15 protein-coding genes and 1 pseudogene are annotated in these 16,453 nt (G+C 57.6%); 9 read left to right on the top strand and 7 right to left on the bottom strand.

Annotated elements, in window-relative coordinates:
* Positions 1-6: 6 nt before the first annotated feature.
* The 4 genes from ELE36_RS17170 (at position 7) to ELE36_RS17155 (ending at position 7,293) form a co-directional block, all read left to right on the top strand.
* Entirely contained in the window at positions 7-441 is a 435-nt protein-coding gene (locus ELE36_RS17170) for a hypothetical protein (RefSeq protein ID WP_129835455.1), read from the top strand.
* Positions 442-569: 128 nt separating this feature from the next.
* The gene (locus ELE36_RS17165) at positions 570-3,140 is read left to right on the top strand and encodes a choice-of-anchor Q domain-containing protein (RefSeq protein WP_129835453.1); all 2,571 of its coding nucleotides are present in this window, start codon (positions 570-572) and stop codon (positions 3,138-3,140) included.
* Positions 3,141-3,285: 145 nt separating this feature from the next.
* Entirely contained in the window at positions 3,286-5,832 is a 2,547-nt protein-coding gene (locus ELE36_RS17160) for a choice-of-anchor Q domain-containing protein (protein ID WP_129835451.1), read from the top strand.
* 150 nt (positions 5,833-5,982) lie between these two features.
* Positions 5,983-7,293 (top strand): hypothetical protein, encoded by a 1,311-nt coding sequence (locus ELE36_RS17155; protein ID WP_129835449.1) that lies wholly within the window; start codon positions 5,983-5,985, stop codon positions 7,291-7,293.
* 13 nt (positions 7,294-7,306) lie between these two features.
* On the opposite strand, the gene ELE36_RS17150 is transcribed toward ELE36_RS17155, so the two are convergent.
* The 3 genes from ELE36_RS17150 to ELE36_RS17140 form a co-directional block, all read right to left on the bottom strand.
* A complete protein-coding gene (locus ELE36_RS17150; RefSeq protein ID WP_129835447.1) occupies positions 7,307-8,725 on the bottom strand; it encodes a short-chain fatty acid transporter in 1,419 nt (472 codons plus the stop codon).
* Positions 8,726-8,815: 90 nt separating this feature from the next.
* Positions 8,816-9,781 carry a drug/metabolite exporter YedA gene (gene yedA, locus ELE36_RS17145; RefSeq protein WP_129835445.1) on the bottom strand — a complete coding sequence of 322 codons (966 nt, stop codon included), beginning with the start codon at positions 9,779-9,781 and terminating at the stop codon, positions 8,816-8,818.
* A gap of 106 nt (positions 9,782-9,887) precedes the next feature.
* Complete coding sequence (locus ELE36_RS17140; RefSeq protein ID WP_242512295.1) at positions 9,888-10,214, bottom strand: hypothetical protein; 327 nt, start codon at positions 10,212-10,214, stop codon at positions 9,888-9,890.
* Positions 10,215-10,306: 92 nt separating this feature from the next.
* On the opposite strand from ELE36_RS17140, the gene ELE36_RS20875 reads away from it, so the two are divergent.
* The 5 genes and pseudogenes from ELE36_RS20875 (at position 10,307) to ELE36_RS17115 (ending at position 12,571) form a co-directional block, all read left to right on the top strand.
* Positions 10,307-10,642, top strand: a complete 336-nt coding sequence (locus ELE36_RS20875) for a Rieske (2Fe-2S) protein (RefSeq protein ID WP_242512294.1) — start codon at positions 10,307-10,309, stop codon at positions 10,640-10,642.
* A gap of 95 nt (positions 10,643-10,737) precedes the next feature.
* Positions 10,738-10,983, top strand: a complete 246-nt coding sequence (locus ELE36_RS17130; protein ID WP_129835439.1) for a hypothetical protein — start codon at positions 10,738-10,740, stop codon at positions 10,981-10,983.
* A protein-coding gene (locus ELE36_RS17125; RefSeq protein WP_129835276.1) for an IS5 family transposase occupies positions 10,980-11,769 on the top strand; the annotation gives its coding sequence in 2 pieces (ribosomal slippage) (positions 10,980-11,242 and positions 11,241-11,769; 792 coding nt in all). The genes ELE36_RS17130 and ELE36_RS17125 overlap by 4 nt, the downstream gene beginning before the upstream one ends.
* A 21-nt stretch (positions 11,770-11,790) precedes the next feature.
* A pseudogene (locus tag ELE36_RS17120) lies at positions 11,791-12,003 on the top strand (ExbD/TolR family protein); the annotation flags it as partial.
* Positions 12,004-12,196: 193 nt separating this feature from the next.
* A complete protein-coding gene (locus tag ELE36_RS17115; protein WP_129835435.1) occupies positions 12,197-12,571 on the top strand; it encodes a VHL beta domain-containing protein in 375 nt (124 codons plus the stop codon).
* A gap of 135 nt (positions 12,572-12,706) precedes the next feature.
* Here the strand turns inward: ELE36_RS17115 and ELE36_RS17110 are convergent, their stop codons facing one another.
* The 4 genes from ELE36_RS17110 to thiS all read right to left on the bottom strand — a co-directional run bounded on the left by ELE36_RS17110 (position 12,707) and on the right by thiS (position 16,382).
* Entirely contained in the window at positions 12,707-14,557 is a 1,851-nt protein-coding gene (locus ELE36_RS17110) for an SLC13 family permease (RefSeq protein WP_207215805.1), read from the bottom strand.
* A 69-nt stretch (positions 14,558-14,626) separates the two neighbouring features.
* Complete coding sequence (gene trmB, locus ELE36_RS17105; RefSeq protein ID WP_129835433.1) at positions 14,627-15,328, bottom strand: tRNA (guanosine(46)-N7)-methyltransferase TrmB; 702 nt, start codon at positions 15,326-15,328, stop codon at positions 14,627-14,629.
* A gap of 12 nt (positions 15,329-15,340) precedes the next feature.
* Positions 15,341-16,135, bottom strand: a complete 795-nt coding sequence (locus ELE36_RS17100; RefSeq protein ID WP_129835431.1) for a thiazole synthase — start codon at positions 16,133-16,135, stop codon at positions 15,341-15,343.
* Positions 16,136-16,181: 46 nt separating this feature from the next.
* Complete coding sequence (gene thiS, locus ELE36_RS17095) at positions 16,182-16,382, bottom strand: sulfur carrier protein ThiS (protein ID WP_129835429.1); 201 nt, start codon at positions 16,380-16,382, stop codon at positions 16,182-16,184.
* Positions 16,383-16,453: the final 71 nt, after the last annotated feature.

Here is a 16,453-nt window from a genome sequence, read left to right as displayed (position 1 = left end):
AATGCGTTGCCCGATCCGCTCAAGGATCCGGCCGGCTACGAGGCGAATTATCGACAAGTGATCGACTTCAATACGCGCCTCGGCGCAGTCGGAAAAACACTGGCTGCAGAACACTATGCGGAGGCGTGTGCAAGCTATGACGCGCTTGCGAAACAATACAAAGTCGATCTGGCGGCGCAAAACGTGAGGCCACTTTCGGTAGTGGAAAAAGAAGGAAAAAATCCTCCGGCCAAAAAATGCGACTTGGCAGAATCGTCCATGCGTGCGATGTGGCTTACCGAATCCTTCCAGCAGCGCGCCGATACCCAAAAACTGACTCGCGACGACTGGCAGGAGTTCGGCAAGCTGACCGAACCCGTTGGTTTATTGATGCAGCAGGATCCGGTCAAGGCCTGTGCGCTGATCGACAGCATTGCCAAGAAATACGGCTTCACGCGCTGAGTTACCGGACGAAAGCTTATTCATTCGCGTAGTCCACTGCGCCAACATCGCCACGCAATGTCCCCTTTGCGACCGAATCCCGTAATTCAAGACACGACTACCAATCATGTCACTCGGGAGATTCGCTCATGTCCACCAAGATTATTTCCACGCTGCAAAAGCTGCTGCCGATCGGCGCGCTGCTAACGTCGTTTTTCTGGCTTGCACCGGCGCACGCTGACCCCCAATGTGTCAGCAACGATGGCGAGCTGCAAACGCAGTTGAGCCTGGCGACGTTTCCAAGCGGCGTGACCAACACGATTCATCTGGTGCAACGGAGTGGTGCGAATTTTTACACCTTGCCGATAACAAACTTGATCTTTCCGCAGCCGATCGTTCTTGAAGGTGGATATACCGCGGGTTGCGTCAGCCGCACGGTCAATGCGGCGAATACCGTGGTCGACATGGGCGGGCACGGTTTCTCACTTGAGCAGGACACCGCAAACCCCACTGCACTTATCAAGCTTGAGGGTTTCACCTTGCGCAACGGTGCGGCGCTGACGCTGACAAGCGGTCTTTATGGCAGTTTTAGCGACAACGCCGGCGCGGTACGTCTTTCGCACATGCGCATCACCGGTTTCAGTGTACCCAACGTTGGCGATCCACAGTTTTTGGATTATCCCGTGAAGATCATTTCGCATGCGGCCGACGTTTCACTTGATGATGTGCAGTTTGATCATATTAGCCAACCCAGCATAATTATTAATCCATGCGCGGTCTTGATCAGCATGGATGAAGACAGCCAAGCCGCGTTGCACTATGTCACCGCGGATTTGTCAAACTCGAACAAGTTGTGTTTTTCAGTGGACAAATCCTCTGGCAACTATGCGGCACAAATCTACAACAGCATCATCTGGTCATCGGATGGCAGCAGCGTCGGTATCGCAACGCTGGATCCAACAAATTCGAGTAACAGTTTCAATCTGAAACTGGTGAACAGTTTGTATCGAAACAATGTCACGGGTGTTGCCGCTGTGAGTGCAACCAATTCCTTGTTCACCGACCCGCAATGGTCATTGCCAGGTAGCGGTAATTACCATCTCGCCTTCAATTCGCCAGCGGTTAATTCCGGCACATTGCTAGTACCGGGCGGCTCGCCCGCGACCGATATCGAAGGCGTTTCGCGCATTGTGGGCAGCGCGCCGGATCGAGGTGCTTCCGAATCGACCTTTACCGATCTGGCATCCTTCATCGTAACCAATAACAGCGACTGCAGCGCCACCAATTGCCACAGCTTGCGTGATGCGATTACCCAATCCAACTCAAACGGCAACGCCAGCACGATCACCTTCAATATTCCCAATACGGTCGGTAGTCCGTGTCCGCACGTCATCGGTTTGGGCTCCAAGTTGCCGGACATCACTTCGCCGATCACGATCGACGGTTATTCCCAGCCAAGTTCTGCGATGAACAGCGATAACGATGCGTTTTTCGCGACGCTTTGTGTGATCGTCAAACCGGCATCAGGCACATTGAGTTCGGGCTTCAACGTGCCGCTGGCGGCACCATCCGGTGCGTCGCTGACGTTGCGCGGTATCGGCATGGGTGGTTTCGACAACACGGTGGTATTGATGAACGGCAATAATCATCTGATCGCCGGAAATCAGTTCGGCGGCAATGTCGGCAGCGTGGTTTTGCCCGAAGGGAATGGCGTGGAGATTGGCGGCAATGCCAACGGCAACCTGATTATCGGCGGCAGCGACATCGCGGATCGCAATGATTTCGATGGTCAGAATACCGTGGGCCATACCGCGATCAGTATCGAGAGCGGCATCAACTCGACCCCGGACAAATGCCAGATCGTCAACAACATCATCGGCCTCAAGTCGAATGCGGCCACGGTCGGAAAATATACCTTCGGCATCAACCTCGTCGGCAGCGGTTGCAGCGTGGTGGCGAATCGCGTCGGCGGCAATTTCAATGGCATTTTAATCAATGGCGGCAGCAACAATGTCGTGCAGCGCAACCTGATCGGTATTGGTGCAGGTGGCATCGATGTCGAGAACACCAATTCGCTGGTGGTTTCCAGCGGCAACAATAATGCGATCGGCACGCTGGCTAACGGCGGGGTATTCGGCGGTTATCTCGGCAACCAGATTCGCTACGTCGGTGGTAGTGGCACGAGTGGTGTGCATGTTGCCGCTGGCACCGGCAATTTTGTGCGCAGCAACCAGATGCAGCGCACCGGCCTGTTCAGCGGTGATGGCGTGGATATCGATCTTGGTACCGCAGGCCCGACCTTGAACGACAACGGCGATGGTGATAGCGGCGCCAATAATATGCAAAACTTTCCGCTGGTACGCGGGTTGTTATTCAGCACCGCACCCGCAGCCGGAGCAACCAACGTAGCCGCCAGCATCTCGGCGACCTTGAATGGCCAGTCCGGTAACAACATCCGCATTGATGCATATTTCTCCGACAGCTGCACCAGCGCTGGACGCGGCAGCGCGCAGCAGTATCTGGGCACCGTCACCACCGGCATTGGAATTTCCGCTAGTGATGCCAGCTTCACGCTCGGAGTGACCTTGCCGAACATGCAGGCCGGATCAAACGTTAGCCTGACCGCCACCGACGCTGGCGGCAATACCTCCGAAATCGGCACCTGTTTTCCGGTCGATCGTATCTTCAAAGACAGCATGGAAGTGCAGACCGGTAACTGATCTCACGGCGCGGCGGTGACACCCGCCGCGCCATTTTTTTGCACTATCGAGCCGTACGAAAAACTAGGGCATCGCCTGTCCCCTTGGCGATGGAATCGCGTAATGAATGATCAGGCATCCACTGCATCATCAGCGAGAAAATCCCATGTTTTTCCAGCTCCTTTCCAAATCCCGCATGCTGTCATCGATCAGCGCATCGCTATTGCTGCTGAGCATGGTCAGCACGGCGCAGGCCGAAACGGTTTGTGTCGACAACAGCGCCGATCTGCAAGCCGCGCTGCGTAACGGCGAAACGCAAACTGCGCCGTACACGATCAAGCTGGTGCAGGCCGGCGGCATCGACCATCACTATCTTTTACCGGCGTTGCGACTGGCATTTTCGCAGCCCACGCGCATCGAAGGCGGTTACAGCGCAACGTGCGCCAGCCGCGAAATCAATGCCACCAATACCGTGATCGACTTCGGTGGCGCCAATAACGATGTGGTTCTTTCCCAGTCAGGCCCGAATGCCTCTGCATCGATCACGCTGGATGGGCTGACTTTGCAGCATGGCCGGTCTTTATCCATTTCTGCGGGCGACTGGGATCAATTCGGTGGCGCACCGGGAACCCTGCATTTGTCGCATTTGCGCATTACCGATTTTGATCTTGAAGATACTGATGGAGAGGCATCGCAAACTCCGCTGATATTGCAATCGCATCGCGCCGCGATCACGCTGGAAAATGTGCAGATAGATCATCTGCATCAAGCTGATTCATCCGCGACGTGTTTGGTCCGACTCGGTCTGGATGGCGACAGTCGCGCGACCGTGCGGCATGCGTCGGTCGATTTGTCGGATGCAAAAAATCTGTGTCTTGCAGCGGGGCAAACCAGCGGAAATTATCGCGCGGATATTGAAGACAGCATCGTCTGGTCTTCGGATAACAGCGCCGCCGGTATCGCCAGCCTCGATGATTATCACGTCAGCAACCGCTTCGATTTGAATTTGGCGAATTCGATTTATCGCGACAACATCAGCGGTGTCGCCGCACTGCATCTGACCAATTCAAAATCCATTGATCCGTTATGGATGTTGCCGAGCGACGGCAACTATCATTTGCATCCCGATTCGCCCGCGTTGAATGCCGGTACGCGCCATGTCTGGCAAGGTCTGCCCGATACGGATATCGAAGGGAATACGGTAGTGGGTGGCGCGGCCTCGGATCTTGGCGCGAACGAATCGCCGTTCAAAGCTTTGCAGGTTTTCACCGTCAGCAATACGGCGGATAACTTGCCAAACGATCCGACCACGCTGCGTGGTGCGATCACCGCGGCGAACCTGTTGGCAGGACCGTCCACGATCAACTTTAATGTTTCATCGTCGGGCGGCGGTTGCTCAATACCGTTTGCGTTGGATACGGCGTTGCCGGCGATTACCGCACCAATCACGATCGATGGTTCCACACAACCCGGCTCGCTACCCAATACCGATCCCGATGCGTTCAATGCAAAGATATGCGTAAGGATTTTTTCAATACCGCAGAGTTTGCCGACGGGTTTCAAAGTGGCCTCTGGCAGCACGAATGCATCGCTGACCTTGCGTGGGGTTGGCCTGGGCGGTTTCGACCAGCCGGTGACGTTGCAAGGCGGCAAAAATCACCTGATTGCAGGCAACCAGTTCGGTGGTTTTATCGAAGGCCAATTACTGAATCCAGCATCGTTCAATGCGATTACGATTGGCACAGCCGCCACTGGCACGTTTACCGTCGGCGGCGCGGCGACCGCCGATCGCAATGTGATCGTCGGAGCGGTTTCCGGGATCAACATATCCAGCACATTCATCACTACGCCGGCGCAGTGTCAGCTGGTCAACAATCTGATCGGTCTTCACCCGGATGGCGTCACTAAAGTGCTCAATAACTTAATAGCCGCCAATCAATACGGCATCAATCTGGCCGGTGGTGGATGTCTGGTCAAAGGCAATCGTATCGCCAACAACACCATCGATGGCATCTGGATCAACGGCAGCAACAATAACGTGATCCAGAGCAACAAGCTCGGCATTGACGCCGCCGCCAACGATGCGCCGAACGGTTCCGCGATCCGCATCAATGGTTCCAACAATGCCATTGGCACAATGGCCAACGGCGCAATTAGTGGTGTCACATTCGGCAATCTCGTGCGCTACAACAGTGTCGGTGTGCTGATAAATAGCGGCACCGGCAACACTGTGCGCAGCAACCAGATTTTCGCGATTGGCGGTATCACAAACACGGTGGATATCGACCTCGGAGCTTCCGGAGCGACTCCCAACGATCAGGACGATACCGACACCGGCGCCAACCAACTGCAAAATTTCCCGCTGGTAAAGGCGCTGATATTCGCCACTGTGCCGGCACCCGGCGCTACTAATATTCCAGTGACGTTGAGCGGAAAATTGAACAGCCAGGTTGGTTCATTCCGCATCGATGCGTATTTCGCCAACAGCTGCAACAGCGTCAAGCGCGGGCGCGCGCAGGTATTTCTCGATAATACGACGGCAAATATCGTCAGCGGCAATAGTGTCGGTTTCAGCATGGCGCTGGTGCTGCCAAACGTGGCAGCGAAGGCGGCGGTGAGTCTGGTGGCGACCGATGCGAGTGGCAATACGTCGGAGATCGGCACGTGTTTTCCGGTCGACCGGATTTTCCAGGATAGCGTGGAAGGCGATTGAATTCGTCGATTGAAATCTGCACGAAAGACAGGTAATTGCGACATCTGACTGCCAGCGCATTACCCTGCGACAACATACGTTTCCATTCCATGGCGCGGCGCATTTTGTAGACGTGTCGCACCAACAAAATCACAGCACAAGGCGAAACACATGTTCCCTCTCAAATTGACCGTGGCGCTCTGCGTCGCCGGACTTTCATCACTCTGCGCCGCATCAACTCCCGCTACGGAAACCCCCGCACAAGCGCTCAGTCGCGTGCTCGATGCGAACCGCACTGCGCTGACGGTGTCCGATCAGGGATTGTCCGGGCCGGCTGCGGCGAAGCTGGTCGATGCCGGGCGTCGCGCCGAATTTATTCTAGTCGGCGAGGACCACGGTTTTGTCGAAGTGCCGCAGTTTGTCGTTGCGCTACAACACTCGCTTGGTGCTGATGCGCCATCCAACCTCGTGCTCGAAATCGGTCCGCTTGCGGCCGCGCGACTGGCCGAGGCCGCGCGCAACAATCAACTCGATGCGCTATCGCATCAGTATCCGGCGGAACTGCCTTTTTTCGATTGGAGCGGCGATGGCGCGATGGCGGCGGCGTGGCAACAGAAGGAAAAACGCACGGTGTTGTGGGGCATCGACCAAGAATTTATTCTTTCCTCGCGCCTGCATTTCGAGCGGCTTGAAAAACTTAATCCGCGCGAACCCGCGCATGCCGTGGTCGTCGAATTTCTCCAGCGCGCGCAAGCTGCGGAAAAGAAAATGGTGACCGAGCACGATCCGAGTGCAGCACTTTTGCCGCAACTGATGGATGCGGATTTCAAGCGTCTGCGTGACGCGATCAAACCCGCCGCCAACAGCGAATCGGCGAATATTCTCGATGAACTCGCGCAGAGTGCGGAAATTTATCGCGGCCAGGAAACCGATGGGTACGGCTCGAATCATCAGCGCTCGCTGCTCATGAAACGGAATTTCATGGCGTATTACAACGATGCGCAGAAACAGAATCGCGTCGCGCCGCGCGCCATGTTTCGACTCGGTGCGTTTCATGCGGGGCGCGGACTCAACGTGATCGGGCAGCTCGATATCGGCAACATGGCCTCGGAAATCGCGGCGAGTCACGGCAAGGAATCGCTGCATATTCTGGTGATCGCGGCGGGTGGTAGCGTCAACAAATGGCTACCGTTCATTCCCGACACGAGCCTGCGTGCGGCGCCGTACAACGCCCGCGAAGAACTCGCGCAGCTTCAGGCCACCAGCTTTATCGATCATGCGTTGAGCGATACATGGACTGTGTTCGATCTGAGCGCGTTTCGCCGCTCACATGCTGCGCGCGAAGGCGGTGGCGCGCTGTTCGAACGGCTCGTATATGGCTATGACTATGTCATCGTCATTCCGCAGGCGCACGCAGCGCTTGATTATCCGGCGACCAACACCTGCGGCACGCCGGGCGCACCCGTGTGCCGCATCCATTGAACGGATTTGCTGATCAGCTCGGCAACACGGGCGCGTGATACGTCAGTGTCTGCCCGAGCGCCCATAGCAGGAACAGCACCAGTGGCAAATGGATGGCTAATTGCAGGAAAGTAAAACCGACGATATCGCGCGCCTTCAGCCCGAGCACGCCAAGCAGTGGCAGCATCCAGAACGGATTGATCAGATTCGGCAAGGCCTCGGCGGCGTTGTAAATTTGCACCGACCAGCCGAGATGGTATTGCAGGTCGTTCGCGGCCTGCATCACGTACGGCGCTTCGATCACCCACTTGCCGCCGCCAGACGGCACAAAAAATCCGAGCAGCGCCGAGTACGCGCCGATCACCCACGCGAACGTATCGTGCGAGGCGAGTTGCACGAACAGCGCGGACAGGTGATGCGTCAGCGTTTGGCCATCCAAACCTTTTGCGGTGGTGAGGATCGCCGCGACGCCACCGTAAAGCGGAAACTGGATCAGCACGCCGGTCGTGCTCGGCACCGCACGCGCCACCGCATCAAGGAAATGCCGTGGGCGCCAATGCAGCAACAGGCCGATCATGAGGAATAAAAAGTTGTAGGTATTGAGGCTCGAAATCGCGACGATCGCACTCTTGCTGGCAAACTCCTGCCATATCCAGCCGAGCGCGAGTGCGACCAGCAGGATGCTAAGCAGCGGACTATATTCGAGCCATTCACCCGGACGACCGGCGCGCTCTCGTGGTTGTTCGACCGTGCTGACATCGATGCCGAGATCGGCGGCACGCAACGCGCGTTCGCCGCGCGGCGCGGAGAAATACGCGATCAGCATCGATACAATAATCAGCACCAGCGTCAGTACCAGCGACTGCCACAGGAACAAGGTTTCGGCGAATGGAATCACGCCCGTGATCTTGAGCAGGCTGGCCGGAATGCTGGCCGGATTGGCCTGCAATTGCGCCGCCGATGAACTCAAACCCATCGCCCAGACTGCGCCGAGGCCGAGGTACGCGGCCGCAGCGGCCGCGCGATAATCCATGTCAAGATCTTTGCGTCGCGCCAGTGCGCGTACCAGCAAGCCGCCGAAAATCAGGCTGAAACCCCAGTTCAACAACGCCGCGAGCATGCTGAACAGCGCGACCTGACAGATCGCGCCACGTCCGGTTTTCGGACGTCTGGCCATCCATTCGATCAGCCGCGCAGCCGGTGGCGATGAAGCGACGACATAACCGCCGATGACAACAAACGTCATCTGCATCGTGAACGGGATCAGGCTCCAGAATCCTTCGCCGAATGCACTCGCCGTGGCCGCGGGTGTAGCGCCGCCGAGCATCGCTGCGATAGCGACGATGACCACGCCGATCGCGGCAAAAATAAAGGCATCGGGAAACCAACGTTCGGCCCAGATCGCGGTGCGCAGCGCGGCGCGTTCGAGCAGGCCTTGCTTGTCGGTACTCATGCGCGTGTTCCCATGTCGACTCGTCGGCACGAATGATGGGCCGGCACGACCACTAACGGCAAGACTACATTCGTCGATCCGTCGGTATGATCAAGCCTTGCTCTTGGTCAGTGTGATCACCGCGACACCGGTGAGGATGACCAACATGCCGACGATATCCAGCGCATGCACATGCTCGCCAGCCACCAGCATGCCGAACAGCACGGCGATCGGCGGATTGATGTATGCGTAACTTGTGGCCAGCGTCGGGCGAACTTTATGCAACAGATAAACATAGGCGCTGAAACCGAGGATGGATCCGGCGACGATCAGATAACCGATCGCCAGCGTGGCGCTCAAGGTCGGGTGCGCGGGATAGTGCTCGCCGCCCAGCAGGCCGAGCACGGTGAGTACGACCGCACCGCACAACATCTGTGCGGCGGTGCTGATCATCGGATGTGGCATGTCCTGGTGTTTGCTCCAGACCGAGCCAAATGCCCAGCACATCGCCGCGCTGAGCAAGGCCAGCACACCGAGTGGTGCGCCACGTAATTCACCGCCGAAACTCAGCAAGATCACGCCGGCGAAGCCGACCAGCAGGCCGATCCATTCGGCGCGGCGTGGCCACGATCCGTACAGTCCAGCAAATATCGCGGCGAACAACGGCATGCTCGCAACCATCACCGCGGCCAATCCGGATGAAACACTTTCTTCGGCGAAACATACCAGGCCGTTGCCGCCGGCCAGCAGCAACGTGCCGACGAAAGCACAGTTGCGCCATTGTCGCAGCGTGGGTGCGGCGAGACCGCGCCAGCGCAGGAATCCATACATCAACGTACCCGCGAATGCGAAACGAATTCCAGCCATGAGAAACGGCGGATAACTTTCGAGCGCGTAGCGGATCGCGAGATAGGTCGAGCCCCACAGCACGTACACCGCCAGTAGCGCGAGCGGCACCATCCAGGATTTGCGCGCAGGTGCGGGCGCGGCGGCCGGATCGACGGAAGCGTGTGTATCCGATACGCGGGCGGTTGCTGCGCCGGACGTAACAATCACGGCAGGCGGGGTGTTATCCATGACGAATGATTTGCAGGAAGGATTTGCAGGAGGTGCATGCTAACGGCAGACGCGCACGTGCAACAGCGCCACTCGTCATGCAACCGGCGGAGCCAGTTCGCTGCTATCAATCGGCGTTGCCATCGCGTTTCGGCAGCACCACGTATTCGCCTTCGATGACGCCGGGAGTAGCTGCGGACGACGGTGCCGCACCGACCGATGCACGCGCACCGGATGATCCGTGCGTGAACTGGCGTATCAGCCACGCTAGCGCGCCAAGACCCATCAGCACAGCGCCGATCACGAGGCCGAACATCAGCACGAAAAACATCAACGCGATCCCGAGCGCCGCCAATGCAAGACGCAATAGCGGATGGCGAGGTACGGCAAACGGACGAAAATACAACATGCGAATCACACCCGACGTGGCACAATCTTGCAAGGTGGCAAACATCGAGACACGCAGTTCGCGCGTACTTGAACGTTGCCGGTGAATTCATAGTGGTGTCACTCAGGGATGCGCACAAGTGCCAGAGGTTGCAAGCCGTGAAACACGTTGATCCGCTGTGTCGCAGCGATGATATTCCCGATGGCGGCGCCATCGCGGTTGAAAACGTGCTGGAGATGGGCGGTTCGGTATTGCTGATGCGTGAGGGTGAACGTGTTTTTGCGTACCAGAACATTTGTCCGCATGCCGGAAAACGGCTGGACTGGTCGCCCGGGAAATTCCTGTTCGACAACGGTTTACTGGTCTGCACCGCGCATGGCGCGTGTTTCAAAGTCGCCGATGGTTTGTGTGTCTCGGGGCCATGTCGTGGTGAATCACTGAGCGCGGTGGCGATTGAAATCGATGGCGGCGAAGTGCGACTGCAACAGACGTAGTACGCTGTCGCATTCGGGCGCATTACACGTCGATTGTCAGCGTGAGAAAACGGGCTTATTGTGAGGGCTGGAAATCTTCACCCGGGGAATTCGCCATGCAAAAGCCGTTCAAGCGTAGCTGGACCTCCGCCAATAGCATGCTCGCAGAAATCAGTCTGACGCCATTTATCGGTGTGCTGCAGGCGGTATTGGTGATTTGCATGTTTGCGCTGCCCGTTTCTACGCATCGTGTCGAGATGGCGTATATGGGGGGAGAACCCGTTTTCAACGAGAACCTTCATCCTCAGAGCCTGTTCAAAGTCTCAATCTATGAGACCGGCGTGCTGATACTGGCGGAATGAGATCAACCTATCCGAGTGACATCAGTCGCGCCCAGTTTGAGCAAATTCATCCTTTGCTGGAAAGCGCACGCAAGAAGACCAGCCCGCGTCGGGTGGATCTGTACGAGGTATTTTGCGCGGTCCGCTACCTCCTCAAAAGCGGCTGCCAGTGGCGCATGCTGCCCACGGAGTTTCCGAAATGGCGAACGGTGCATTCGTACTTTTCGATCTGGAGCGAGCCTGACGAGAACGGCATCAGCCTGCTGGAGCGGGCGTTAAAAAAATCAGGTGGGCGCGGTGCGTATCAAGCAGGGGCGCAACGCCATGACGAGCTTCTTGATCGTTGATGCACAAAGCGTAAAGAACACCGACACGGCGACGCATAAGGGCTACGATGCCGGCAAGAAGGTCTCGGGGATCAAGCGGCATATTGCCGTGGATACGCAGGGACTGCCTCACGCTATTGCGGTGACTACAGCGGAAGTCACCGATCGCAAGGGCGCCTTGCAGGCGATGGATCGATGTCAGGCAAACCTACATCGGGTACAAAGTGTCCTAGCGGATGGCGGCTACGTCGGCCAGCCCTTTGCCGAAGCGGTCCAAGGCGCCATCGGTGCCACCGTGCAGATCGCCCAACGCAATGAATTGCATACCTTCGCCGTTATCCCGAAGCGGTGGGTGGTCGAGCGCTCCTTCGCCTGGTTGGAGAAATGCCGACGACTCTGGAAGAACTGCGAGCGCAAGCTCAATACCAGCCTCCAGTTCATTCACCTTGCCTTCCTCACGCTACTGCTCAAAAGACTTTGAACAGGTTCTAAGACAGTTCACCTTGCAGTTAAACAAACAGGCGAAATCTACTGGAATGGCATTGCAGTCAATCGCGCCGAGCTGAAGTCGAATTTTATGGTCGCCGCAGCGTTGGCCGATCGACCCAACGTCGAAGTCAACGCGGAGCGTCAGACGAGTTTCGACGATTTCGTCAGCGTATTCGCCGCTGCAAAAAGTGCCGGCCTTGAGGTTTCTGCGGCGGGTATTGAATAGACGTCAGGGGCAGAGGTTGTGAATAGGTCTTTGGACGAGTCAGTCACCAACGTCGACAATATCGCTGGTTTAATCTTGCGCCCGAAGCTTCCTGCGTGGTGGGGCAATTCGGCGTCATGGACCGCAGCGATGCGTCACTGTATCTTCATGCGCATCGTGGCAGCGCAAACATCAGGCATTTCAGGAGATCACCATGCTGTGTAATTTTCGAGCACGGGCGTTAACGTTGGTTGTGGCCGTGCTACTGGCCGGTTGTGCTGGTTCGACTCAGCCACAAAGAGTGGGGTCGAATCAGGAGCGGGCGGCAAAATCCATTGGCAACGAGTCGAAAGCCGAAATCGAGTTCGTCAACAAAAGTGGGCAAGTAGTCAAAATTTATTGGCTCGATTTTGATGGTCATCGCAATCTCTACAAGACCCTGAAAGTCGGCGAATCGTATAACCAGCAGACTTACTTGATGCATCCCTGGTTGGTGACGGATGCCAACGACAAGGCCTGGGACATATTCTTTGCGGATGCGCAGCCAAGGACGGTGAACATCGTGGTGCCTGCCAGCAAACAGTCTTGAGCAGCGCAGCGCCCGACTATTTGCTGCAACGGACTGCTACGAGTTGCGGGCAATAGACTCCAACTGTTCGCGCCAACTTTGGCTTAGCTCAAGCGGTATCGCTTGCGGTGGCAAGCCACAACACATAACGCTGAATCAGCGTGTTCCAAAAACCAGATTCACGCTGATTAGCAAAACCACCAGCATCAGCAAGGTTAGTGGAATGCCGACGCGGATAAGGTCGCGCGCGCGATAACCGCCGGGGCCGGCGATGATCGTCAGCACTGGATTGGCGCTGCCGATGATGAATGAGTTCGAGGTCGAGATTGCCACGATCAGCGCGTACACTGACGGGTTGCCATTCGACGCGAGCGCGATGTTGATCGCCATCGGCACCATCATCACTGTGGCGCCGACATTCGACACTACCTGCGAGAAAAACAGCGCGAGCAGCGCAACACACGCCTGCAACGCCCACTGCGGCCAGTCGCCGCAATACACGAGAATTTCCTGCGCCATCCACGCCGCCGCGCCGGTCGAATCCATCGCCCAGCCGAGCGGGATCAGGCAGGCGAGGGTGAAGATGGTTTTCCAATTGATCGAGGCGTAGGCCTCTTCCATGTTGAGCACGCCGGATAGCAACATGCCGACCGCGCCAACCAGCATTGCGATCGACAGCTTCAGGTCGGTGAATAATCCCAAGCCCATTGCGAGCGCAAAAAACAGCAGCGCGTAGCGGATTTTGCCGGGGCGCTGCTCGGCTTTTGGATAGTCGGTGACGACGACGATATCGTGATCTTCCGCGGCCTGTGCGAGGTCGCGCCACAGGCTGTGCAGTACCAGCGTATCGCCCGGCATCAAGGTGAGTTTGCGCACGTCTTCGCGAAACACTTCTTCGCCGCGATATACCGCGAGCACCGAGACGCCATAGCGTTTGCGCATGCGCAAATCGCCGACGACTTTTTTGACGAAGCGTGAATTCGGCGGCACTACCGCTTCGGAAATGCCGGCGCGCGTGGGATTGAACATGTCGCCGAAATGCGCGAGCCGCGTGCGCACGGTGAGCAGATTGTTGGCCGCGAAATCGTTGACGGCATCACGCTTGCCGAGTACGCCGAGCACGGTGCCGACCCAGATCATGAGGTCAGCCGGCGGCGCAAGGCGCGATTCGTTACCGTTCTTGATCGCGAGGATCAGCGGCGCGTTGCGCAACGCCTCGGCCTCGGCCACGCTCATGCCGACCAGTGGACTTTCCGCGGTGACGGTGACTTCGACCACATCGCCGTCGATACCGTAGACCTCGGAAAAATAGGTTTCAGTGCGGCTGGCGGTGGCGTCCTGGCCTTCGTCTTCGACCGGCAACAGGCGGCGCGTGAACAACGCGAAAAACAACAGGCCGGCGATCAATAACGGAATGCCGATCGGTGTGATCGCAAAGAGCTTGAACGTCTCGATGGTTTGCGCGCCGGGCGGCAGGTTGCGGTTGGCGCTGAGGATCAGATCGTTGAGCAGGATCAACGGCGAGTTGGAGATCATCGTCGTGTTTGTGCCTGCGAGAATGCAGCACGCCATCGGCAGCAACAGGCGTTTCAGCGGCACGCCGGTGCGCGCCGAAACACGCCCGACCACCGGCACGAACAGCGCCGCGAGCGCCTGGCTTTGCAGGATCGAAGACAAGCCACCGGCGACCGCGTTGATGAGGAATCGCAAACGCGCTTCAGCGCCGCCCGCCAGCCGCAGAATGAACGACGCGGTCTTGTTGAGCACGCCGGTGCGATCCAGCCCCGCGCCCATGATCATTACTGCGATCAGCGAGATCACCGCGTTGCCGGCGAAACCTTCGAACAACTGCTCAACCGGTACCAACCGCGTGATGCCGATCACGACAATCACCAGCAGCGCGATCAGGTCGGCGCGAATCCATTCGAGCACGAGCATGAACACGGTGAAGCAGACCAGGCCGAGCACCAGCAGCATTTCAAAGCTGAGGGTGAGGCTGCCGTTCATGCGCGCTGCGAGCGTGTCGTGATGAACACGCGCGCGCCGAAGTTCACGCAGGAAAAAATGCGTGGCGACTCAGCGGCGTTCATACAATAAATCCCAGACGCCATGACCGAGGCGCAAGCCGCGTTTTTGAAAATGTGTGGTGATGCGCCATGCCGGTTGTTCGGCGTAGTTGCCCGCGCCGCCTTGATTGCGCCAGTCGGGTGCGGCTTCGAGCACGGCGAGCATATGCTCGGCATATTCCGCCCAGTCGGTCGCGAGATGCAACAGACCTCCCGCTGCAACATGCGTCGCGAGCATCGCGACGAATTCCGGCTGGATCAGACGACGCTTGTTGTGGCGTTTCTTGTGCCACGGATCGGGGAAATAAATTCGCACTTGCGCGAGCGATGCAGGCGCGATTTCACCGTTGAGAATTTCAACCGCATCGGCATGATAAAGCCGCGCATTGTCGGCATTCGCTTCCGCCAATGCGTTGAGCAATCGACCGACACCGGGGCGATGTACTTCGATGCCGATGAAATCTTTTTCGGGTTCGTTCTGTGCCGCGGCGAGCAAGGCTTCACCGTTGCCGAAGCCGATTTCGAGTACGCGCGGCGCGGTGCGTCCGAACACCGCATCGTAGTCCCGCAGCGTGTCTTGCGGCTCAAGCCCGTACCGTGCCCAATGCGCATCGAACGCGCGCATCTGCGCGGGCGTGATACGGCCCTGACGCAATACAAAACTGCGGATGCGGTGCGCGCTTTCGGGCGAATCAGGAGTGGTATCTGACATCCGTTTATCGCCTCAGAAAAACGTGCCGTCGAGCGGGCTGGAGGCGGAAGCAAAACGTTTGCGCGGGATGCGTCCGGCGAGAAATGCCTCGCGACCGGCTTCGATCGCCTTGCGCATCGCGCTGGCCATCAGCACCGGATTTTTCGCGCCGGCAATCGCGGTGTTCATGAGCACGCCAGCGCAACCGAGTTCCATCGCAATCGCCGCATCCGACGCGGTGCCGACGCCGGCATCGACCAGGATTGGCACCTTCGCGTTTTCGACGATCGTGAGAATATTGTACGGATTGCGTATGCCCAGGCCCGAGCCGATCGGCGCCGCCAGCGGCATCACCGCGACGCAGCCCATTTCCTCGAAACGCTTGGCCAGAATCGGATCGTCGTTGGTGTAGACCATCACGTGAAAACCTTCGCGCACGAGGATTTCGGTGGCCTTGATCGTTTCCACGACATCCGGAAAAAGCGTTTTGGTATCGGCCAGTACTTCGAGCTTGACCAGGGTTTGGCCGTCCAGCAATTCACGCGCGAGACGACACGTGCGCACCGCGTCGTCGGCGTTAAAACAACCGGCGGTGTTCGGCAGAATCGTGTAACGCGACAGCGGCAAGACATCGAGCAGATTCGGCTGGCTCGCATCCTGACCAATGTTGCTGCGACGGATCGCGACGGTGACTATTTCGGTGCCGCTGGCTTCGGTCGCGAGGCGTGTTTCTTCGAGATCCTTGAACTTGCCGGTGCCGGTGAGCAGGCGCGAACGATAGGTTTTGCCGGCGATGCTGAGCAGATCGGAATGCGGGTTTGTGGTCATCAAAAATCCAGAGATTTAGCAATCAAGCGTCTTCGTGTCTCTCGCCTCAACCGCCACCGATGGCATGCACGATTTCCACACGATCATCGGCCTGCAATAGATGATTGGCATGCTGGCTTTTCGGCAGGATCTCGCGGTTGATTTCGACCGCGACCTTGCGCCCTGCAAAACCGTGCTGAGCCAGCAATTGTTCGACAGTGATATCGGCGAGGCAATCGTATTCGATGCCGTTGAGGACAATTTTCATGCGCGCTAGTTTAACGGCAAGTGCGGCAAAAATGCCGCTTATCGCGCGGCGGTGCGGCGTGATCGCAAAAG

It is taken from the genome of Pseudolysobacter antarcticus (assembly GCF_004168365.1).
Lineage (GTDB): Bacteria > Pseudomonadota > Gammaproteobacteria > Xanthomonadales > Rhodanobacteraceae > Pseudolysobacter > Pseudolysobacter antarcticus.
The sequence above is the reverse complement of the archived record's forward strand: the minus strand, read 5'-3'. Positions and strand labels throughout refer to the sequence as shown.

What these genes read in the sequence shown, in the direction of transcription:
- ELE36_RS17115 (WP_129835435.1), top strand. Translation starts at nt 12,197, where the DNA reads ATGCTGTGTAATTTTCGAGCACGGGCGTTAACGTTGGTTGTGGCCGTG.
- ELE36_RS17160 (WP_129835451.1), top strand. Translation starts at nt 3,286, where the DNA reads ATGTTTTTCCAGCTCCTTTCCAAATCCCGCATGCTGTCATCGATCAGC.
- ELE36_RS17130 (WP_129835439.1), top strand. Translation starts at nt 10,738, where the DNA reads ATGCAAAAGCCGTTCAAGCGTAGCTGGACCTCCGCCAATAGCATGCTC.
- thiS (WP_129835429.1), bottom strand. Translation starts at nt 16,382, where the DNA reads ATGAAAATTGTCCTCAACGGCATCGAATACGATTGCCTCGCCGATATC.
- ELE36_RS17110 (WP_207215805.1), bottom strand. Translation starts at nt 14,557, where the DNA reads ATGAACGGCAGCCTCACCCTCAGCTTTGAAATGCTGCTGGTGCTCGGC.
- yedA (WP_129835445.1), bottom strand. Translation starts at nt 9,781, where the DNA reads ATGGATAACACCCCGCCTGCCGTGATTGTTACGTCCGGCGCAGCAACC.
- trmB (WP_129835433.1), bottom strand. Translation starts at nt 15,328, where the DNA reads ATGTCAGATACCACTCCTGATTCGCCCGAAAGCGCGCACCGCATCCGC.
- ELE36_RS17100 (WP_129835431.1), bottom strand. Translation starts at nt 16,135, where the DNA reads ATGACCACAAACCCGCATTCCGATCTGCTCAGCATCGCCGGCAAAACC.
- ELE36_RS17150 (WP_129835447.1), bottom strand. Translation starts at nt 8,725, where the DNA reads ATGAGTACCGACAAGCAAGGCCTGCTCGAACGCGCCGCGCTGCGCACC.
- ELE36_RS17140 (WP_242512295.1), bottom strand. Translation starts at nt 10,214, where the DNA reads ATGTTTGCCACCTTGCAAGATTGTGCCACGTCGGGTGTGATTCGCATG.
- ELE36_RS17165 (WP_129835453.1), top strand. Translation starts at nt 570, where the DNA reads ATGTCCACCAAGATTATTTCCACGCTGCAAAAGCTGCTGCCGATCGGC.
- ELE36_RS17155 (WP_129835449.1), top strand. Translation starts at nt 5,983, where the DNA reads ATGTTCCCTCTCAAATTGACCGTGGCGCTCTGCGTCGCCGGACTTTCA.